Origin of the sequence: Proteus sp. G4380, assembly GCF_963885725.1 — a bacterium.
Taxonomy (GTDB): Bacteria; Pseudomonadota; Gammaproteobacteria; order Enterobacterales; family Enterobacteriaceae; genus Proteus; species Proteus mirabilis.
This window is the reverse complement of sequence record NZ_CAWPAV010000034.1, coordinates 1-16,102: the sequence shown is the minus strand read 5'-3', so window position 1 is coordinate 16,102 and position 16,102 is coordinate 1. Positions and strand designations below refer to the sequence as shown.

Annotated in this window: 12 protein-coding genes; 3 read left to right on the top strand and 9 right to left on the bottom strand. The window is 38.9% G+C overall.

Going from position 1 to position 16,102, the window contains the following annotated elements:
• Nucleotides 1-289: IS200/IS605 family transposase (gene tnpA, locus AACU98_RS02400; protein ID WP_161735461.1), on the top strand; the 289-nt coding region annotated here is incomplete at its 5' end.
• Between the two features lie 733 nt (nucleotides 290-1,022).
• Nucleotides 1,023-2,783: a YbaL family putative K(+) efflux transporter gene (ybaL, locus tag AACU98_RS02395; RefSeq protein WP_004244273.1), complete on the top strand. Its 1,761-nt coding sequence runs from the start codon at nucleotides 1,023-1,025 to the stop codon at nucleotides 2,781-2,783.
• Between the two features lie 110 nt (nucleotides 2,784-2,893).
• Here ybaL and AACU98_RS02390 read toward each other — a convergent pair whose 3' ends face one another.
• The 8 genes from AACU98_RS02390 to AACU98_RS02355 form a co-directional block, all read right to left on the bottom strand.
• Nucleotides 2,894-4,204: an inosine/guanosine kinase gene (locus tag AACU98_RS02390; protein ID WP_004244274.1), complete on the bottom strand. Its 1,311-nt coding sequence runs from the start codon at nucleotides 4,202-4,204 to the stop codon at nucleotides 2,894-2,896.
• Nucleotides 4,205-4,306: 102 nt separating this feature from the next.
• Nucleotides 4,307-5,425 carry an LPS O-antigen length regulator Wzz(fepE) gene (gene wzz(fepE), locus AACU98_RS02385; protein WP_004248652.1) on the bottom strand — a complete coding sequence of 373 codons (1,119 nt, stop codon included), beginning with the start codon at nucleotides 5,423-5,425 and terminating at the stop codon, nucleotides 4,307-4,309.
• A 163-nt stretch (nucleotides 5,426-5,588) separates the two neighbouring features.
• Complete coding sequence (gene hemH, locus AACU98_RS02380; protein ID WP_017827521.1) at nucleotides 5,589-6,557, bottom strand: ferrochelatase; 969 nt, start codon at nucleotides 6,555-6,557, stop codon at nucleotides 5,589-5,591.
• 159 nt (nucleotides 6,558-6,716) lie between these two features.
• Nucleotides 6,717-7,361, bottom strand: coding sequence for an adenylate kinase (gene adk / locus AACU98_RS02375; RefSeq protein WP_004244278.1), 645 nt, complete (start codon nucleotides 7,359-7,361; stop codon nucleotides 6,717-6,719).
• A 182-nt stretch (nucleotides 7,362-7,543) separates the two neighbouring features.
• Complete coding sequence (gene htpG / locus AACU98_RS02370; protein ID WP_004244279.1) at nucleotides 7,544-9,427, bottom strand: molecular chaperone HtpG; 1,884 nt, start codon at nucleotides 9,425-9,427, stop codon at nucleotides 7,544-7,546.
• A gap of 203 nt (nucleotides 9,428-9,630) precedes the next feature.
• Nucleotides 9,631-10,830, bottom strand: coding sequence for a formate-dependent phosphoribosylglycinamide formyltransferase (purT, locus tag AACU98_RS02365; protein ID WP_161735459.1), 1,200 nt, complete (start codon nucleotides 10,828-10,830; stop codon nucleotides 9,631-9,633).
• Between the two features lie 111 nt (nucleotides 10,831-10,941).
• The gene (rarD, locus tag AACU98_RS02360; RefSeq protein WP_004248658.1) at nucleotides 10,942-11,853 is read right to left on the bottom strand and encodes an EamA family transporter RarD; all 912 of its coding nucleotides are present in this window, start codon (nucleotides 11,851-11,853) and stop codon (nucleotides 10,942-10,944) included.
• 240 nt (nucleotides 11,854-12,093) lie between these two features.
• Nucleotides 12,094-13,044 (bottom strand): aminoimidazole riboside kinase, encoded by a 951-nt coding sequence (locus AACU98_RS02355; RefSeq protein ID WP_161735457.1) that lies wholly within the window; start codon nucleotides 13,042-13,044, stop codon nucleotides 12,094-12,096.
• Nucleotides 13,045-13,273: 229 nt separating this feature from the next.
• Between AACU98_RS02355 and AACU98_RS02350 the strand changes: the two genes are divergently transcribed.
• A complete protein-coding gene (locus tag AACU98_RS02350; protein WP_049207769.1) occupies nucleotides 13,274-14,740 on the top strand; it encodes a glycoside hydrolase family 32 protein in 1,467 nt (488 codons plus the stop codon).
• A 44-nt stretch (nucleotides 14,741-14,784) separates the two neighbouring features.
• Here the strand turns inward: AACU98_RS02350 and AACU98_RS02345 are convergent, their stop codons facing one another.
• Nucleotides 14,785-15,780 carry a LacI family DNA-binding transcriptional regulator gene (locus tag AACU98_RS02345; protein ID WP_004244288.1) on the bottom strand — a complete coding sequence of 332 codons (996 nt, stop codon included), beginning with the start codon at nucleotides 15,778-15,780 and terminating at the stop codon, nucleotides 14,785-14,787.
• Nucleotides 15,781-16,102: the final 322 nt, after the last annotated feature.

The window sequence follows — 16,102 nt, the reverse complement described above, 5'->3', positions numbered from 1 at the left end:
CTTTGCCAGTGTTTGTGCTGATTTTGATGTTGAACTGGTTGAAATGGATGGGGAACGGGATCAGGTTCATTTATTGATTAATTACCCGCCAAAACTGGCGATATCTAATCTGGTTAACAGCCTTAAAGGGGTATCGAGTCGATTACTTCGACGTGATCGTCCTGATATTGCCCAACGTGATTACTACAAGGGGGTTCTTTGGTCGCCGAGTTATTTCGCGGGGAGTTGTGGTGGCGCACCAATATCCATTATCCGCCAGTACATTGAGCAACAGGAAACACCGAGTTAGTTAAAAAACCGCGCCTTATATCCCCGACCTGAAGGACGGGGTTTTACGGTGCTTTGGATAACAATAGCAATAACTTACTAACAAAAAAGCATACATTAAGTTGTGATCATGAATTTTTGGCTATTTTTACTCCATTATAGGTAAGAACGACTATAATTTAACTTAAAAAATAAATTTCAGTTATGAACATCTCGGGGACAATGTTGCCCGTTCCCCTATCGCAAAAACAAAGTCTGCTTATTGATATTATGTTAATCACAGCATTTTCTACTGTGTAGCATAGTGCTCAATAGTTATTCACTACTGAAATAACCATAGTTAGCATTTTTTATTTTATCTGAGTTTTACTTGGGTCAATATGAGGGATACTCGTCTTAGCGATTGCTCTCTAATTTAAAAAACATTGAACATGTTGAGCCTAATGACACTTATCTATCTTTATTGATTATTTCCATACTTTTTCTTCACCAGATCCTGACCAATAAAGCTAAATAAGTTGTATTTATTTTTACAACCTACAACCAATCTAAATAGTCTATATCAAGCTTATACAAAGAAGATCTACCAAAATAACACAGAAACACTCAGTTACATTATAAAACTAAATCAAATTGCTATTTTTATAAAAATTCAATAAATTTTAGCGAATTTAGCGCTTAGATACGTTAAACTAATACCCTGCTGTACCACTCGCCCCCCGATACATGTAGTTTAATAACAAGAAGGAGAATTGATGCCGCATTCAACCCCCCTCATTACCACCATTGTTGGTGGATTAGCACTTGCTTACATCTTAGGCATGATTGCTCAACGGCTAAAAATCTCACCTTTAGTAGGATATCTTGCTGCGGGTGTGCTCGCTGGCCCATTTACCCCTGGCTTCGTTGCTGATACCTCTTTGGCGCCTGAGCTTGCTGAAATCGGTGTTATCTTACTGATGTTTGGCGTAGGTTTACATTTTTCTTTAAAAGATCTAATGGCTGTAAAAGCTATCGCGATCCCCGGTGCCATAGCACAAATTACCGTTGCCACCTTATTAGGGTTAGGGTTATCCACTTTCTTTGGCTGGGGTCTATTTAGTGGCATTGTCTTTGGATTATGCCTTTCAACGGCAAGTACTGTGGTATTGCTACGCGCACTCGAAGAAAGAGGTTTAATTGATAGCCAACGCGGTCAAATCGCTATTGGTTGGTTAATTGTCGAAGATCTCGCTATGGTATTAGCCTTAGTATTACTACCAGCTATTGCCAATATGCTTGAAAGTAGTGACCAAACAAGTATTTCACAGTTATTAATTAACTTAGGTATCACTATTGGTAAAGTAGTTGCCTTTATTTTAATTATGATGATTGTCGGTCGTAAGCTTATTCCGTGGATCTTAGCTAAAACGGCTGCCACTGGCTCTCGTGAGCTTTTTACCCTATGTGTGTTAGCACTAGCTTTAGGTATCGCTTACGCAGCAGTGACGCTATTTGATGCCTCTTTCGCATTAGGCGCTTTCTTTGCCGGTATGGTACTTAATGAGTCTGACCTCAGCCACCGAGCAGCACAAGATACTTTACCTCTACGTGATGCCTTCGCCGTTCTGTTCTTTGTCTCTGTCGGCATGCTATTTGATCCTATGGTATTAATTGAGCATCCTCTAGGCATTTTAGCCACACTTGCGATCATTATTATAGGTAAATCCTTAGCAGCCCTAGTGCTCGTTCGTATGTTTGGGCATTCACGCAGAACCGCATTAACCATTTCAGCCAGTCTTGCGCAAATTGGTGAATTTGCCTTTATTTTAGCTGGAATGGGGGTTGCACTAAATGTTTTAGAGCCAGATGCACGTAACTTGGTTCTTGCCGGCGCCTTAGTCTCTATTATGCTTAATCCTGTTCTCTTCTCTTTGTTAGACCGTTATCTAGCAAAAACAGAAACCAAAGAAGAGCAAGAGCAACTTCAACAAGAAGAGATGGAAGAAGAGATGCCTGTGCCTGTCGATATTTGTGGGCATGCCATTATCGTCGGTTATGGTCGTGCAGGTAGTATGCTAGCTGAAAAGCTACAACCACAAGCTATCCCATTGGTCATTATTGAAAATAGCCGTAATAAATTTGCTGAGTTAAAAGAAAAAGGCTTAAACGCCGTACTCGGTAATGCTATGACCAAAGAATCGCTGGCATTAGCGCGTGTTGATTGTGCTAAATCGCTACTACTAACTATTCCTAACGGTTATGAAGCAGCAGATATCGCAGAAACGGCAAGAAAAATGAACCCTGATCTCAATATTATCGTTCGTGCTCATTTTGACGATATTATTGTTCGTGCTAACTATGATGAAGAAGCTTCCTTTATTCTTGAGAAAGGGGCAAATCATGTGATAATCGATGAAGATCAGACCGCTTCAGCAATGGCTGAGATGCTAATACAAGAAGTCGAGTTCGGTTGCGCCATTGATGACACACCTGAAGAGGGTCAACAAATTATTGCGCCCAATGCAGCGCAATAATAGAGATTTATTTTTAAAATAAAGGATTAACAAACTAAAAAAGCAACACCTTTATCGCGTGTTGCTTTTTATTTTCTCTCTTTCACAAAAGAAGAGCGCGACGACTTAACTTAACGTTCCCAGTAAGCTTCTTCTAAGCTATCTTCTTTTTCAGGCAAACCGCGAGTCAAACGTGGTGAGTGTTGACTTAATACTTGATAGCTTACACGGTTAGCATATTTACACACTTGCGCCAATGAAGAGTAAGTCAAATAACTACGTGGGTGTTTACTCGAATTAGGTACATTAATGCGATGATAACTATTTGCCGTAATATCATGTAATAGTGCAGATAATGCCGCATCGCCAGCACCATTGGTATTCATGATTTTTTCCGGCCCTCCCATATAAGGCTCTATATGCGAATAGACTTTTTCCGGCGTTTGGCAATCTTTAAAACGCATAGCACGGCTAAACTCGTAACGATTAAATTCAGCAATTGCACCTGGAAGTAACGGATGAGTGGTTTGGCGTTTAAAATCACTCTCTGTAAAACCTGCCATATACAACCCTGCAGGGCCTGCGGTACATAAGACTAAATCAACCCACTCTAAAGCCGCATCTGATGCTAACAATGGATCAGCATGACCTGTAAGCTCTAGGGCTTCATCTTCATTCATTGCCACTACAGAGACATGCTCTTTTAAGAAATCTCTCCACCACTGAGGATCGTCGGCAATCACGTATTTAGTACCTAATGTTAAGACAACCGGTACATCATGCTTTTTGGCATATTCTATCGCTTTCATAGTTGCCAACGGCATTGGCTCTCCCGGTTTGCAACGGACGAGATAAGCAGTTAAAACTAATGCCGATGCATCTGCAATCACATCCTCAGGAATACTTTCGGGCTGAAGTTGATTCATTTGACCAGGACTGATAGCAAAAGTACGTTCACCATTTTCAGTAATGAGGGTAAAGCAACGCCCTATTGCACCATCAACACCTTGTAAATAGTTTAAATCAGTACGGCTTGAGGTATTACATAAGTAGCGATAAGCATAACTACCAATCTGAATATTGTTGCACATAGTCCCCAATAAAACAGAACGATCATCCGCTAATACGGAGTAGTTATGTAGTGTGTTACCAATAGTGCCACCCGCAAATTCATGGGTAATAAGATTATTAACCGTTAATTCGCGATAAAGGGCTTCCGCTACATCATCTTCAATAACCAGAGAGTGTCCCTGACTCAAGTTATAGCGATTGATAAACGCTTCATCTACCTTAGCTTCAATATCAACTAATGTTTGGTCGATGCCAACAATATAAGCCCGAGAAGATTCGCTCTCAGTCATATTGATGATAGGTTTTAATAATGGATCTCGTAAACTAACGGGAAAATAGTGTTTGGATTTTCTTTTGCCAGGGAATTTCATTGTGAACGATGCTACAAGCTAAAAAAGATGCGCAATGTTAACACAATATTAGTGGAGAGACAGTAGGTGTACGTCTGTACACCTACTTTTATTTGTGGATATTTACGCTGTTTTACGGCGATTTCTTGCCATATAGCCCAGTAAAACACCCATTACAGAAAGGATAAAACCAACAAATGCGGCACCGACTAAGATTAATGCACGTTTAGGCGCATCTTTCTTAGTTGGTTCATAAGGTTTTAGCATATATTTGAAAGGAACAAATTGCAGATCACCCAATTTTATTTGTTCTAACTGCTGGATATTATATAAGCGGTTTTTTAATTCAGAACTGACCGTTGTAGGATCAGTAATCGCTTCTGTTATCGCTAATTTACTACTAAGTGCATCAGCCCCCATGGCAATGGAGTAATCAGGATCATCTTTAATTTGTGCGCCTTCACTAGAAATAGGCTTTTTAACTCCCGCAGCATTGGCAATTTCTAGTGCATATTTTAAGCGCTGAACATTAACATTACGCGCATTAGCAATACGTTCTAAATCCATTTGATACGCTTTTTGCGCATGGTTTAATTTACGCTCAATTTGATCATCAATTTCGTCTTTCACTTCTACCCGTACTTTAGTAGAAATAAAGCGAATATAACCTGACAGCAAATCGTAAGCTTCTTCAGAAGTTGGCGCAGTAAAGCTTAAGTTAATTTCGCCACTAAATTCTTCATCACTATTTTTACTGTCTGATGCTTTTAAATTAATATCTTTAGTAACAATAGTTTCGATTAATTTACGTTTATCCAATGGCGTAGGATCGTCCATCTTAGCCAATAAGTTTTTATAGTAATCCGTATTGACTAAATATTCTTCACGTAATACACGGGAATTGTAGTTATTGATAAATTTTTGGTAAACAGAAGAAGCATTTACGCCAGTATCAACATCAACCAAGCTTAAATCATTTAAGGTAGCTCTTAACTGCTTCATCTCATCTAACATTGGTTTTGTAATAGCAGCTTGGCTTGTCCATTTCTGGGGCAGAAAGCTCGCAACAGTAAAACCTACGATAGCAAATAAAAGTGTGATCCCAATAATGACAAATTTTGATTTATAAAGAACAGAAAATAACTCAAACAGATCGATTTCATCGTTCTGTTTTAGATAAAAATCGTCGAAATGCCCTTTATCAACTTCTGAAGATTGTGGTTTTGAAAGCTTACTATTCATTTTCCTGCCTAAATTTGTGTAATGCAGCGTCCGTTTATCAGCCATTTTAGTGCACAAGACTAAAATGGTTAAAAAATGAGAAAAGATAAGTTTATATATAACTGAAATATGATCAAATGAATATATCACCTAATCCGATAATCGTATTTAGTGAGCTTATCTATTATTTTTCACATATGTCGCGGATTATAGCTTCAAGTAAGTCAATATGCTCAACTTTATCATTCAAAGCAGGAATGTATTCATACTGTTTTCCACCACCATGTATAAAGAACTCACGGTTCTGTTCATTAATTTCTTCTAATGTTTCTAAACAGTCTGATGAAAATCCGGGACAAATAACCTGTACATGTTCAACCCCTTCACTACCCAGTTTTTCCATCGTTTTATCAGTATAAGGTGATAACCAAGGCTCACGACCAAAACGTGACTGGAAAGTCATCATCACTTTTTCTGCTGGATAATCAAGTTGCTGTTTTAATTTTTCTACTGTAAGGCAACATTCATCAAAATAGATATCCCCAGTTTTAATAAATCGTTCAGGAATGCCATGAAATGAAAGTACTAAACGATCCGGCTTACCATGTTGCTTGAAACTCTCGTCAATGCTATTTGCCAGCGCTTTAATATAAAGTGGATGTTGAGCATAACTACGAACAAAATGCAGTGAAGGAATAGTTCGCATCGTTTTAAACAGTTGGCTAATACCATCAAATACCGCCCCCGATGTCGAACAAGAGTATTGTGGATAGAGAGGTAATACAATTAGCTTTTCAACGCCCTGTGCCAATAATCGCGTCAGTCCTTCATTGAGGGAAGGATTGCCGTAACACATACCTAATTCAACAGGTATATGCGCAAAACGTTGTGCTAACGCTTTTTGCTGTGCACGGCTATAGACTAAAAGAGGAGAGCCGTCTGGCAACCAAATTTGTTGGTATAATTTGGCTACTTTAGGTGAGCGAAATGGCAAAATAACCCCATGAAGAATAGGTTTCCAAATCCACGGGGAAACATCAACAACGCGAGGATCGCTAAGAAACTGAGCTAAATAGCGCTTCACTGCATCTGGTTGAGGTGCATCAGGGGTGCCAAGATTGACCAAAAGAACGCCGTATTTAGCATCATTCATACCAAGACTCCTTAGAGCTGTTTTATTAACATAACCAAAAGTAAAAGAGTAAAGGAAAATAGTGAACTCTGTTTGTCAATTAATCGGATTGTATTCTTTTTATAAATATTTTGTAAAAAAAATCCCGGTCTAACCGGGATTGCTCTTCGGTGCTATAGATTAACCGAGGATGTTTTTCAGTTCAGCATTAATTTCGCTTACTTTCTGTGTACCATCAATTTTGTGGTACTGCGCGTTACCCGCTTTAGCTTCATTTTGGTAATAAGAAACTAAAGGTGCTGTTTGAGAATGATATTCGATTAAACGTTTACGCACTGTTTCTTCTTGGTCATCTTTACGAGTTGTTAACTCTTCACCTGTCACATCGTCACGGTTTTCAACTTTAGGTGGATTAAATTTAATGTGATAAACACGACCTGATGGCGCGTGCACTCGACGACCAACAATACGTTCAACAATAATTTCATCAGGTACAGCAAATTCCAGTACGAAATCAACATTGATACCCGCTTCTTTCATTGCATCAGCTTGTGGAATTGTTCTTGGGAACCCATCCAACAAGAAACCATTACGGCAATCGTCTTGTTTGATACGCTCTTTCACTAATGCTATTACTAATTCATCAGTCACTAATTGACCGTTATCCATCAATGCTTTTGCTTTCAGTCCTAATTCCGTGCCTGCGCTAACCGCAGCACGTAACATATCACCGGTTGAAATCTGTGGGATACCATAGTTTTCTTTAATGAATTGAGCCTGAGTGCCTTTACCAGCGCCTGGAGCGCCTAGTAGAATGATACGCATCGCGTAAATCCCCTTGCATTTAATTTTTTATAGTTAAACTCGAAAACGCATTACCATACCATTTTGTGAGGTCATCGCTCAAGAAATCACGTTATCGATTGCACTTTATTTTTATCGCAAAAGAAAAAAACCACGCTCTCTTGCGCAAAGAACGTGGTTTAAATGATTGAAAACGAATATGGTTACGCGTTTTTAGCTAATAGTTGATTCACTAAACGAATAAACTGGTTTGGATCTTCTAAAGTTCCTCTTTCAGCAAATAGCGCTTGATCAAGTAATAAATTGATCCAATCCGCGAACTGTGTTTCATCGGTCAACTCAGCCGTTTGTTTGACTAATGGATGGTTAGGGTTTAACTCAAAGTTGTATTTAACTTCGGGGACTTGTTGACCTGCAGCCGCAAAAAGTTTTGCCATTTGCGTACTCATTTCATCCGCGCCAGTAGTAACAATAGCAGGCGTATCCGTTAAACGATGAGTTAATTTCACCTCTTTAACTTTATCACCTAGTAAGGTTTTTACACGCTCAACAAAAGGTGCCAGTTGTTTATCTGTCTCCTCCTGCTGCGCTTGTTTCTCTTCATCAGCCAGTTTATCTAAAGATTCATCTGCTTTGCTCACAGATTGGAATGATTTACCATCGAATTCAGTGAGATAGTTCATCATCCACTCATCAATGCGATCGGATAGCAGTAGAACTTCAATACCTTTTTTACGGAATAATTCTAGATGAGGGCTATTTTTGGCCGCAGCATAGCTATCAGCAGTGATATAATAGATTTTATCCTGACCTTCAACCATACGACTCACGTAATCTGCCAATGAAACAGTTTGTGCATCGCTGTCATTATGAGTAGAAGCAAAGCGCAGTAATTTAGCAATGGCTTCAATATTAGCGTGATCTTCTGCAGGACCTTCTTTTAACACTAAACCGAACTCTTTCCAGAAAGTTTGATACTCTTCAGGATTATTGTCAGCCAGTTTCTGTAACATTTGTAATGCACGTTTAGTTAATGCGCTACGTAAATTACGTGTCACAGAGCTATCTTGTAAGATCTCACGAGAAACGTTCAATGGTAAATCGTTAGAATCGACTAATCCGCGGATAAAACGCAAATAGTTAGGCATAAACTGTTCAGCTTCGTCCATAATAAAGACGCGCTGTACATACAGTTTTAAACCATGTTGATGTTCACGGTTCCATAAATCCCAAGGTGCTTTAGAAGGAACATACAGCAGGCTGGTGTACTCTTGTTTACCTTCAACCCGGTTATGTGCCCAGCACAGCGGATCAGCAAAATCATGAGAAAGATGCTTATAAAATTCTTTATATTCATCATCACTGATTTCTGACTTATTACGCGTCCATAACGCTTGAGCTTTATTTATTTTTTCCCATGTAACGGTGCCGTCTTCTTCATTTTTAGTTTCTATTTCGACAGGTAGGGAAATATGATCAGAGTATTTGCTGATAATACTACGCAGACGCCAATCATCTAAATATTCGTCTTCACCTTCACGTAGATGCAGGGTAATTTCGGTACCACGATCCGCTTTTTCAATATCAGCAACCGTATAATCACCTTCACCTTGTGACTCCCAGAAAACACCTTTATCAGCAGGTTGCCCCGCGGCACGGGTACGTACCGTCACTTTGTCTGCCACAATAAATGCGGAATAAAAACCGACACCAAACTGACCAATTAATTGGCTATCTTTCGCTTGGTCTTGTCCAATAGACTCTAAAAATGCTTTAGTCCCTGATTTCGCAATAGTCCCTAAATTATCAATCACTTCATCGCGGGTCATACCTATGCCGTTATCACTGATAGTCAGTGTTCTTTTTTCTTTATCAGTGGCAATGCGGACATGAAGTTCACCCTCATTTTCATAAAGAGCTGCATCGGATAATGCACGAAAACGTAACTTATCCGCCGCATCCGATGCATTAGAAATCAATTCGCGAAGGAAAATTTCTTTATTAGAGTAAAGAGAATGGATCATTAATTGTAGAAGTTGCTTAACTTCAGACTGAAATCCTCTCGTTTCCTGATCTTTCATACTCATTTTTACCTCAATTTATCCTAATTTGGCGAAAAAAATCGATATGACTTAAAAGGTGGGGATAGTTAAGCAAGTTTCAAGGGAGCAGAGCTTAATAACATTAATAAAAAGACTGAAACGTCATATAAAGAGGAAAAATCAATTACATAACAGCTAGGAATAACCGCCAAGGCAAGCATGATATAAAGCCATTGGCGGTATGTAGATCACCGCGATAAATGGTTATCACCATCATGGGCTAAAATCGCTTGTGCACCTAAATTCGCCTCTTCAATAGCATGTTTTATGGAATCGGCATGAGCAAGCACCACGCCTAAACGACGATGTCCTGCGATTTCAGGTTTAGCAAATAAACGAATTTGTCGATTTGCCTTAAGCGCTTTTTCTAACCCCGTATAGACAATATTAGTACTAGACAACTCAGGTAAAATCACCGCGGAAGCACAAGCACCTAATTGGCGAATACCACCGATGGGATAGCCTAAAAAAGCACGCACATGGAGCGCAAATTCTGATAAATCTTGTGAAATTAAGGTAACAAGCCCTGTATCATGAGGACGCGGTGAGACTTCATTAAAAAACACCTCATCACCTTGGATAAATAGTTCCACACCAAATAGCCCATAACCGCCCAAATTCTCCACTACTTTACTAGCGATATGTTGTGCTTTGGCAAGGGCAATATCACTCATTTTTTGTGGTTGCCATGACGCACGATAATCGCCTTTTTCTTGCCGATGACCAATAGGCTCACAAAAATGAATACCATCAATAGCACGAATCGTGAGTAATGTTATCTCAAAATCAAACGGGATCATCTTTTCAACAATCACGCGCCCTTGCCCTGTTCTTCCCCCTTCTTGAGAATAAGTCCATGCACTAGTGAGATCTTGCTCTGAACGAATAACACTTTGTCCTTTTCCAGATGAACTCATCACCGGTTTTACAATACAAGGAAAACCAATCTCAACCGCCGCTTTTCTAAAAGCCGCTTCATCATCAACAAATTGATAAGGAGAAGTCAGTAAGTGTAATGTTTCTGCAGCGAGACGGCGTATTCCTTCCCTATCCATAGTGAGTTTTACTGCACGGGCACAAGGTACAACTTTTTGACCATTATTTTCTAATTCGACTAATAATGAAGTAGCAATAGCTTCAATTTCAGGCACCAAAAAATCGGGTTTTTCTTGAGTTATAATCTGTTTTAATGCCTGACTATCAAGCATATTGACGACATAATGGCGATGAGCAACATGCATTGCCGGCGCATTGGCATAGCGATCAACCGCAATAGTCTCAATGCCAAGACGTTGGCATTCAATGATCACCTCTTTACCTAATTCGCCTGCACCTAATAACATCACTTTTGTGGCATTAGTGGTCAGAGCCGTTCCCAAAATGGTCATTTTCTATCCTTATCTCTGTCAGATAATACGCATTACGCAAACGTTTGCATTTGGTGGTAGCATAACGGAATTTAACAAAGAGAAAAATAGCCATAGTAAAATTTAAATACTTTATATTTTTTGGCTATGCTGACCTTTATGAATTTTTAAGGCATTAAGGCGCTTTCTAATCAGCGCAAAAATACAACACAATAGCCCTAACCAAATCAATGAAAAACTTACTCCTTTCACAGCATCAAATGCTTCATGGAATAGGAATACGGCCAGTAAAAATTGCATTGTCGGTTCAATATACTGTGCTAAACCAATAACGGTTAAGGTGGTTCTTTTTATTGCTGCGGTAAAAAACAGTAAAGGGAGAATCGTCACTGGCGCGGTTAAAATATAATAGAAACGAGTTAAATTGTCTGCAGAAGAAAACGCACTTTCATCTCGCATAATCAGCCAAATCATCGCCCCTATAGCGACCGGAATTAGCCACAAAGTTTCAATAAATAATGAAGTTATGACATCAAAACGAATAAATTTACGAATGAGTCCATAAATCGCAAATGCTCCTCCCATCACGAGTGCCAGTATGGGTAATTGACCATACATCCATAATTGATATCCCACTCCTGCACAAATTAATATTACCGCCCATTTTTCAGCAGGATTTAATTTCTCTTTAAGAAAGATAACGCCCAATACAATAGAAAAAAGTGGATTAATAAAATACCCCAGACTGGCGGCTAAGACTTGTTGATGCGTAAGTGCATAAGTAAAGGTGCACCAAGAGACAGCCATTGCTAATGAACTAAATAAACACATAAAAATAGAGCGTCGATCTTGGAGAACAGCACGCCAGCGAGTTCTATTTTTAATAAATAATCGAACCAGTAATAACAGGGGAATAGACCAAATAAGACGTTGTGCAAGTAACTCTAATGGTTGAGCACCGGGTAATAGCCGATAAAAAAGAGGAGTTATTCCCCATAAAATATAGGAGCAAATGGCTAATAAGACACCTGACTGAGCCCACATATGACTTTCCACCAATAGCGTTAAAGAGACCTTACTATCATACGCCGAAAACGAATCAAACAATATGATCATATCCGCTACTTATCAGCATCAAAGTAAGCGATTATCAAAATAAACCACTGAGTAAAACATAAAAAAAATCTCTATAAATAAAGTTGTATAAACCTTATTTATAGAGATCACAAAAAGACCAGAGCAAAGGGGAAAATAGGACTTACAAGCAAATAAACAAATAATCCATTAAAAAATATCTCGTACATGTAACGGCGGTTGTTTACTGACAAATTCACGCAATACTTTTCGGCTCGGTGCTGCAGCAATAGCGCCCTTTTTAGTGGTTGCTAATGCGCCACAGGCCGCGGCTTGCGTAATAATTTTTAATAAATATTGTTCATCATCAGCAAAACCATATTCTGCAACTGCGGCTAATAATCCTGACATAAAGGCATCACCTGCCCCTGTGGTATCAACACAATTGACGGTAAAGGCACTCAAGGCAACTTGTGTTGTAGGCGTCAACACTAAACATCCTTTAGAGCCTTGGGTGATCACTTTTAAACGAGCAGGATAATCAGCTAATTTTTTTAATGCATTTTCTAACGTAATTTCCTGAGTCATCCAAGTCAGTTCATCTTCAGATAATTTCAAAATATCTGCTTTTTTATGAGCATATTCATCGATGATCGCACGCATTTCTTCATGATCACGCCACATTTGGGGGCGTAAATTAATATCGAAACTCAATAAAGAGTCGCTATTTTTTACTTTACTAATAGCACTATCTAGCGTCGAGCGACAAATTGGGTTAACTAAAGCAAGTGAACAAAAATGTAAAATGTCTTTTTCAAATACAGGCAGTGATTTATTGGTAAGAAATTGATCAGCAGAGTCCGCAACTAAAAAAGTAAAATCTCGTTCGCCATTTTCTTGCAACGAAACTAAGACTGTACTGGTACGATGTAACTCATCAAATTCCATTGTGCTGGTATCTACACCGAGATCAAATAACGTTTTTTGCATAAAGTGACCAAATGCATCTTCACCGACCCGACCAATAAAGCCACTTTGCTGTCCTAATTTTGCAACACCTGCAGCGACATTCACTGGTGCTCCACCAGCACATGCTTCATATTGCATATTTTGCAGTGGAATTAGGTCAACAACCGCATCACCTAAAGACCAGACTTTCATAATCTCTCCTGAAGATAAGCCACTATTTTTATTCACTATATTGTATTTTTATCAGTATTAATAACTAAAAAAATAAAGATATTGCTCGAAAAAACATCCTGATAACGTTAACATAATGGTGTACAATAATAAAGATAAATTCAAACAACACGCTTTTTAACCCTAAATGTTATCGCTAATAAGGGTGACATATAGCTTACAGAATAACTGATAAAATCAGGATAATGAGATGAAGCAACGTTTAGAACAATCGACAACTGCCCTAAATGCCTTACAAAAAAAACGTGGAGAGCAATTTTATCCTCAATTCCATTTAGCCGCTCCTGCGGGATGGCTTAATGATCCTAATGGCCTTGTTTATCATAACGGCTTATATCATGCATTTTATCAACATCATCCTTTTTCTGAACTTTGGGGGCCGATGCATTGGGGACATGCTACCAGCAAAGATATGATCCACTGGCAACATCAGCCAATCGCCCTTGCTCCGGGTAATGAGTATGATAAAAGTGGTTGCTTTTCCGGATCAGCGGTAAGTCATGAAGGAAAATTATACCTCTTTTATACCGGCCATAACTGGTTAGCAGAAGAAGGCGATGACAGCCAAATTTACCAAGCACAATGTGTGGCAGTCAGTGAAGATGGGATCCATTTTGAAAAGAAAGGCATTATCTTACCGCCACCACAAGGATATATGCACTTTCGTGATCCAAAAGTTTGGTTTCAAGAAGGGAAATGGTGGATGGTAGTCGGTGCCCGCGATGAAAAAGACCAAGGCCAAGTGTTACTTTTCTCCAATGACACCCTATTTGAAGAAGGGAAACAATGGCGTTCGGAGTACAAGGTATTAGGCAAAACCGATGATAAAAACGTCTACATGTGGGAATGCCCTGACTTTTTTCCTATCAGTGATAATAACGAATTTGCTCTTGTTTTTTCACCACAAGGAAAACGCGCTGAAGGTTATCAATACCGTAATCTGTTTCAAACCGGTGCACTGATCGGTCAGTGGTCACCAAAACAACCTTTTATCATACATGGTCATTTTACTGAGCTTGATAATGGTCATGACTATTATGCTCCACAATCTTTTGTTACTGCTGATGGTCGCCGTGTTTCTATGGGATGGATGGATATGTGGAACTCCCCTATGCCTTCACAACAGGAGTTTTGGGCTGGTTGTTTCACGCTTCCTCGTGAAATTAACTTTGATAAAAGGGCAAACCGTTTACGTATGACCCCGATAAAAGAAGTTGAAAGTCTAAGACAAACAAGAAATACGATAGAGATGACCACACTCAATAACCAAGCGCTTAAATTACTCGATAAGACACCGGCTATTGAGTTAAATTTAACCTGGTCATTAGATAGCCAAGCGGAAAAATTTGGTCTTTGGTTAGGAAAAGGTTTAGAGGTATTTGTCGATAATCAATCAAATCGCTTTGTGATCCGTCGCCATTATCCACAATATAATATCAGTGGCTCACGTAGCACACCGTTGCCAGTAGGAAGCGAAATTAACTTACGTATATTTATTGATCGCTCATCAATAGAGGTTTTTATCAATCACGGAGAGCTGACCTTTAGTAGCCGTTATTATGCAGATGAAAATGATCGCGATTTATCGCTATTTGCCACAGATGGCAGTGCCACATTAATCGCTGGCGAATATTGGATACTATCAACGATAAGTTAAGCGTTGTGATGTTTCTATACTCTCTAATGGAAAAGAGAGTCTCGCTACAGAGACTCTCGTTCAATTAACTGACAGGGGACTTGTACTGTTTTATTATGATTACGCTCTTGAATAATATGCAATGTTGCTTCTTTGCCTAAGTCATAATGTGGCAACTGTACTGTGGTGAGTGGCGGATAGAATAACTCCCCCGTTCCTATCATATTGTCATAGCCTAATACAGCCACTTGCTCAGGGATACGTAATCCCATCGACAGTAAAACTTGATAAGCTAAAAATGCGATACGATCATTACCACAGATTAAAATATCAAAATCTGCTTTTTGCTGACGACAGTGTTGTTGTAACAATCCAATCACATCACGGTAATGTTCATCGCCAAATAACATTGTGTATTGACGCAATGATGACAAAGGTAAGCCGGCATCTTGCCAAGCATCTTCGACCGCTTTACGGCGAATAGGGCCTGCAACGGTATCTTCGGGTAGATAAAAACATAACGGATGCCGATAACCTTTTTCAATCACGTGTTTTATCGCAAAATATTGTCCGTGATAATCATCAGGAATATAGGTTGGAAAAGTTTGATCTTTAGCTAGGCAGTTGGCAAGTACCACATTTTTATCACGTAGCTTTTCATGTACCGTGATTTCTCGCAATCCCATTGTGGTATAGATAATACCATCTGGACGTTGAGCTAACAGTTGCCAAATGGCTTGATCATACCCCTCTTGTTCAGTGAGGTTTACAACAAATGAACTCCAGCCAAACTGACGAGCGGTACGCTCGATGGATAAAATCATTTCCACGGAAAAAGGGGTCGTTGCGGTATCAATACCAAGCACACCGATCGATGAGACCTTAGTCCCTTGACCTCGAATTTTTCGCGCTGAAAAATCGGGCACATAATTCAGTTCTTCGATTGCGCGTTGGACTTGTTTCAACGTATCTGGTTTTAATAACTCAGGGTTATTAATCGCTCTTGAGACTGTCATCAAAGAAACAGATGCAAGTCGAGCAACATCTTTCAGTGACGCCATAATATTGGCTCGATTGGGTTGTTAAGTAAGGTAATTATAAATAATGCTCTATTTTACAATAAGTAAAGAGAGAAATCCACATTCTCAAGACCATACAAATATAAGTATGACAAATTATTTTAGTTAATAAACTAATCAAAAAACAATTATCAATATTAATTATACTCACACTAGATGTTTAATATAGTTAAAAACACTTACGATAAAAAACTTAGTTACAATTAATAACAGTTATATGAACTTCGTTTATAGAAGAAAAATATCTTTAACGATAAAATAGAAATATTGAAACAAAACAAAGTTCTGATATTTTATCTATAAT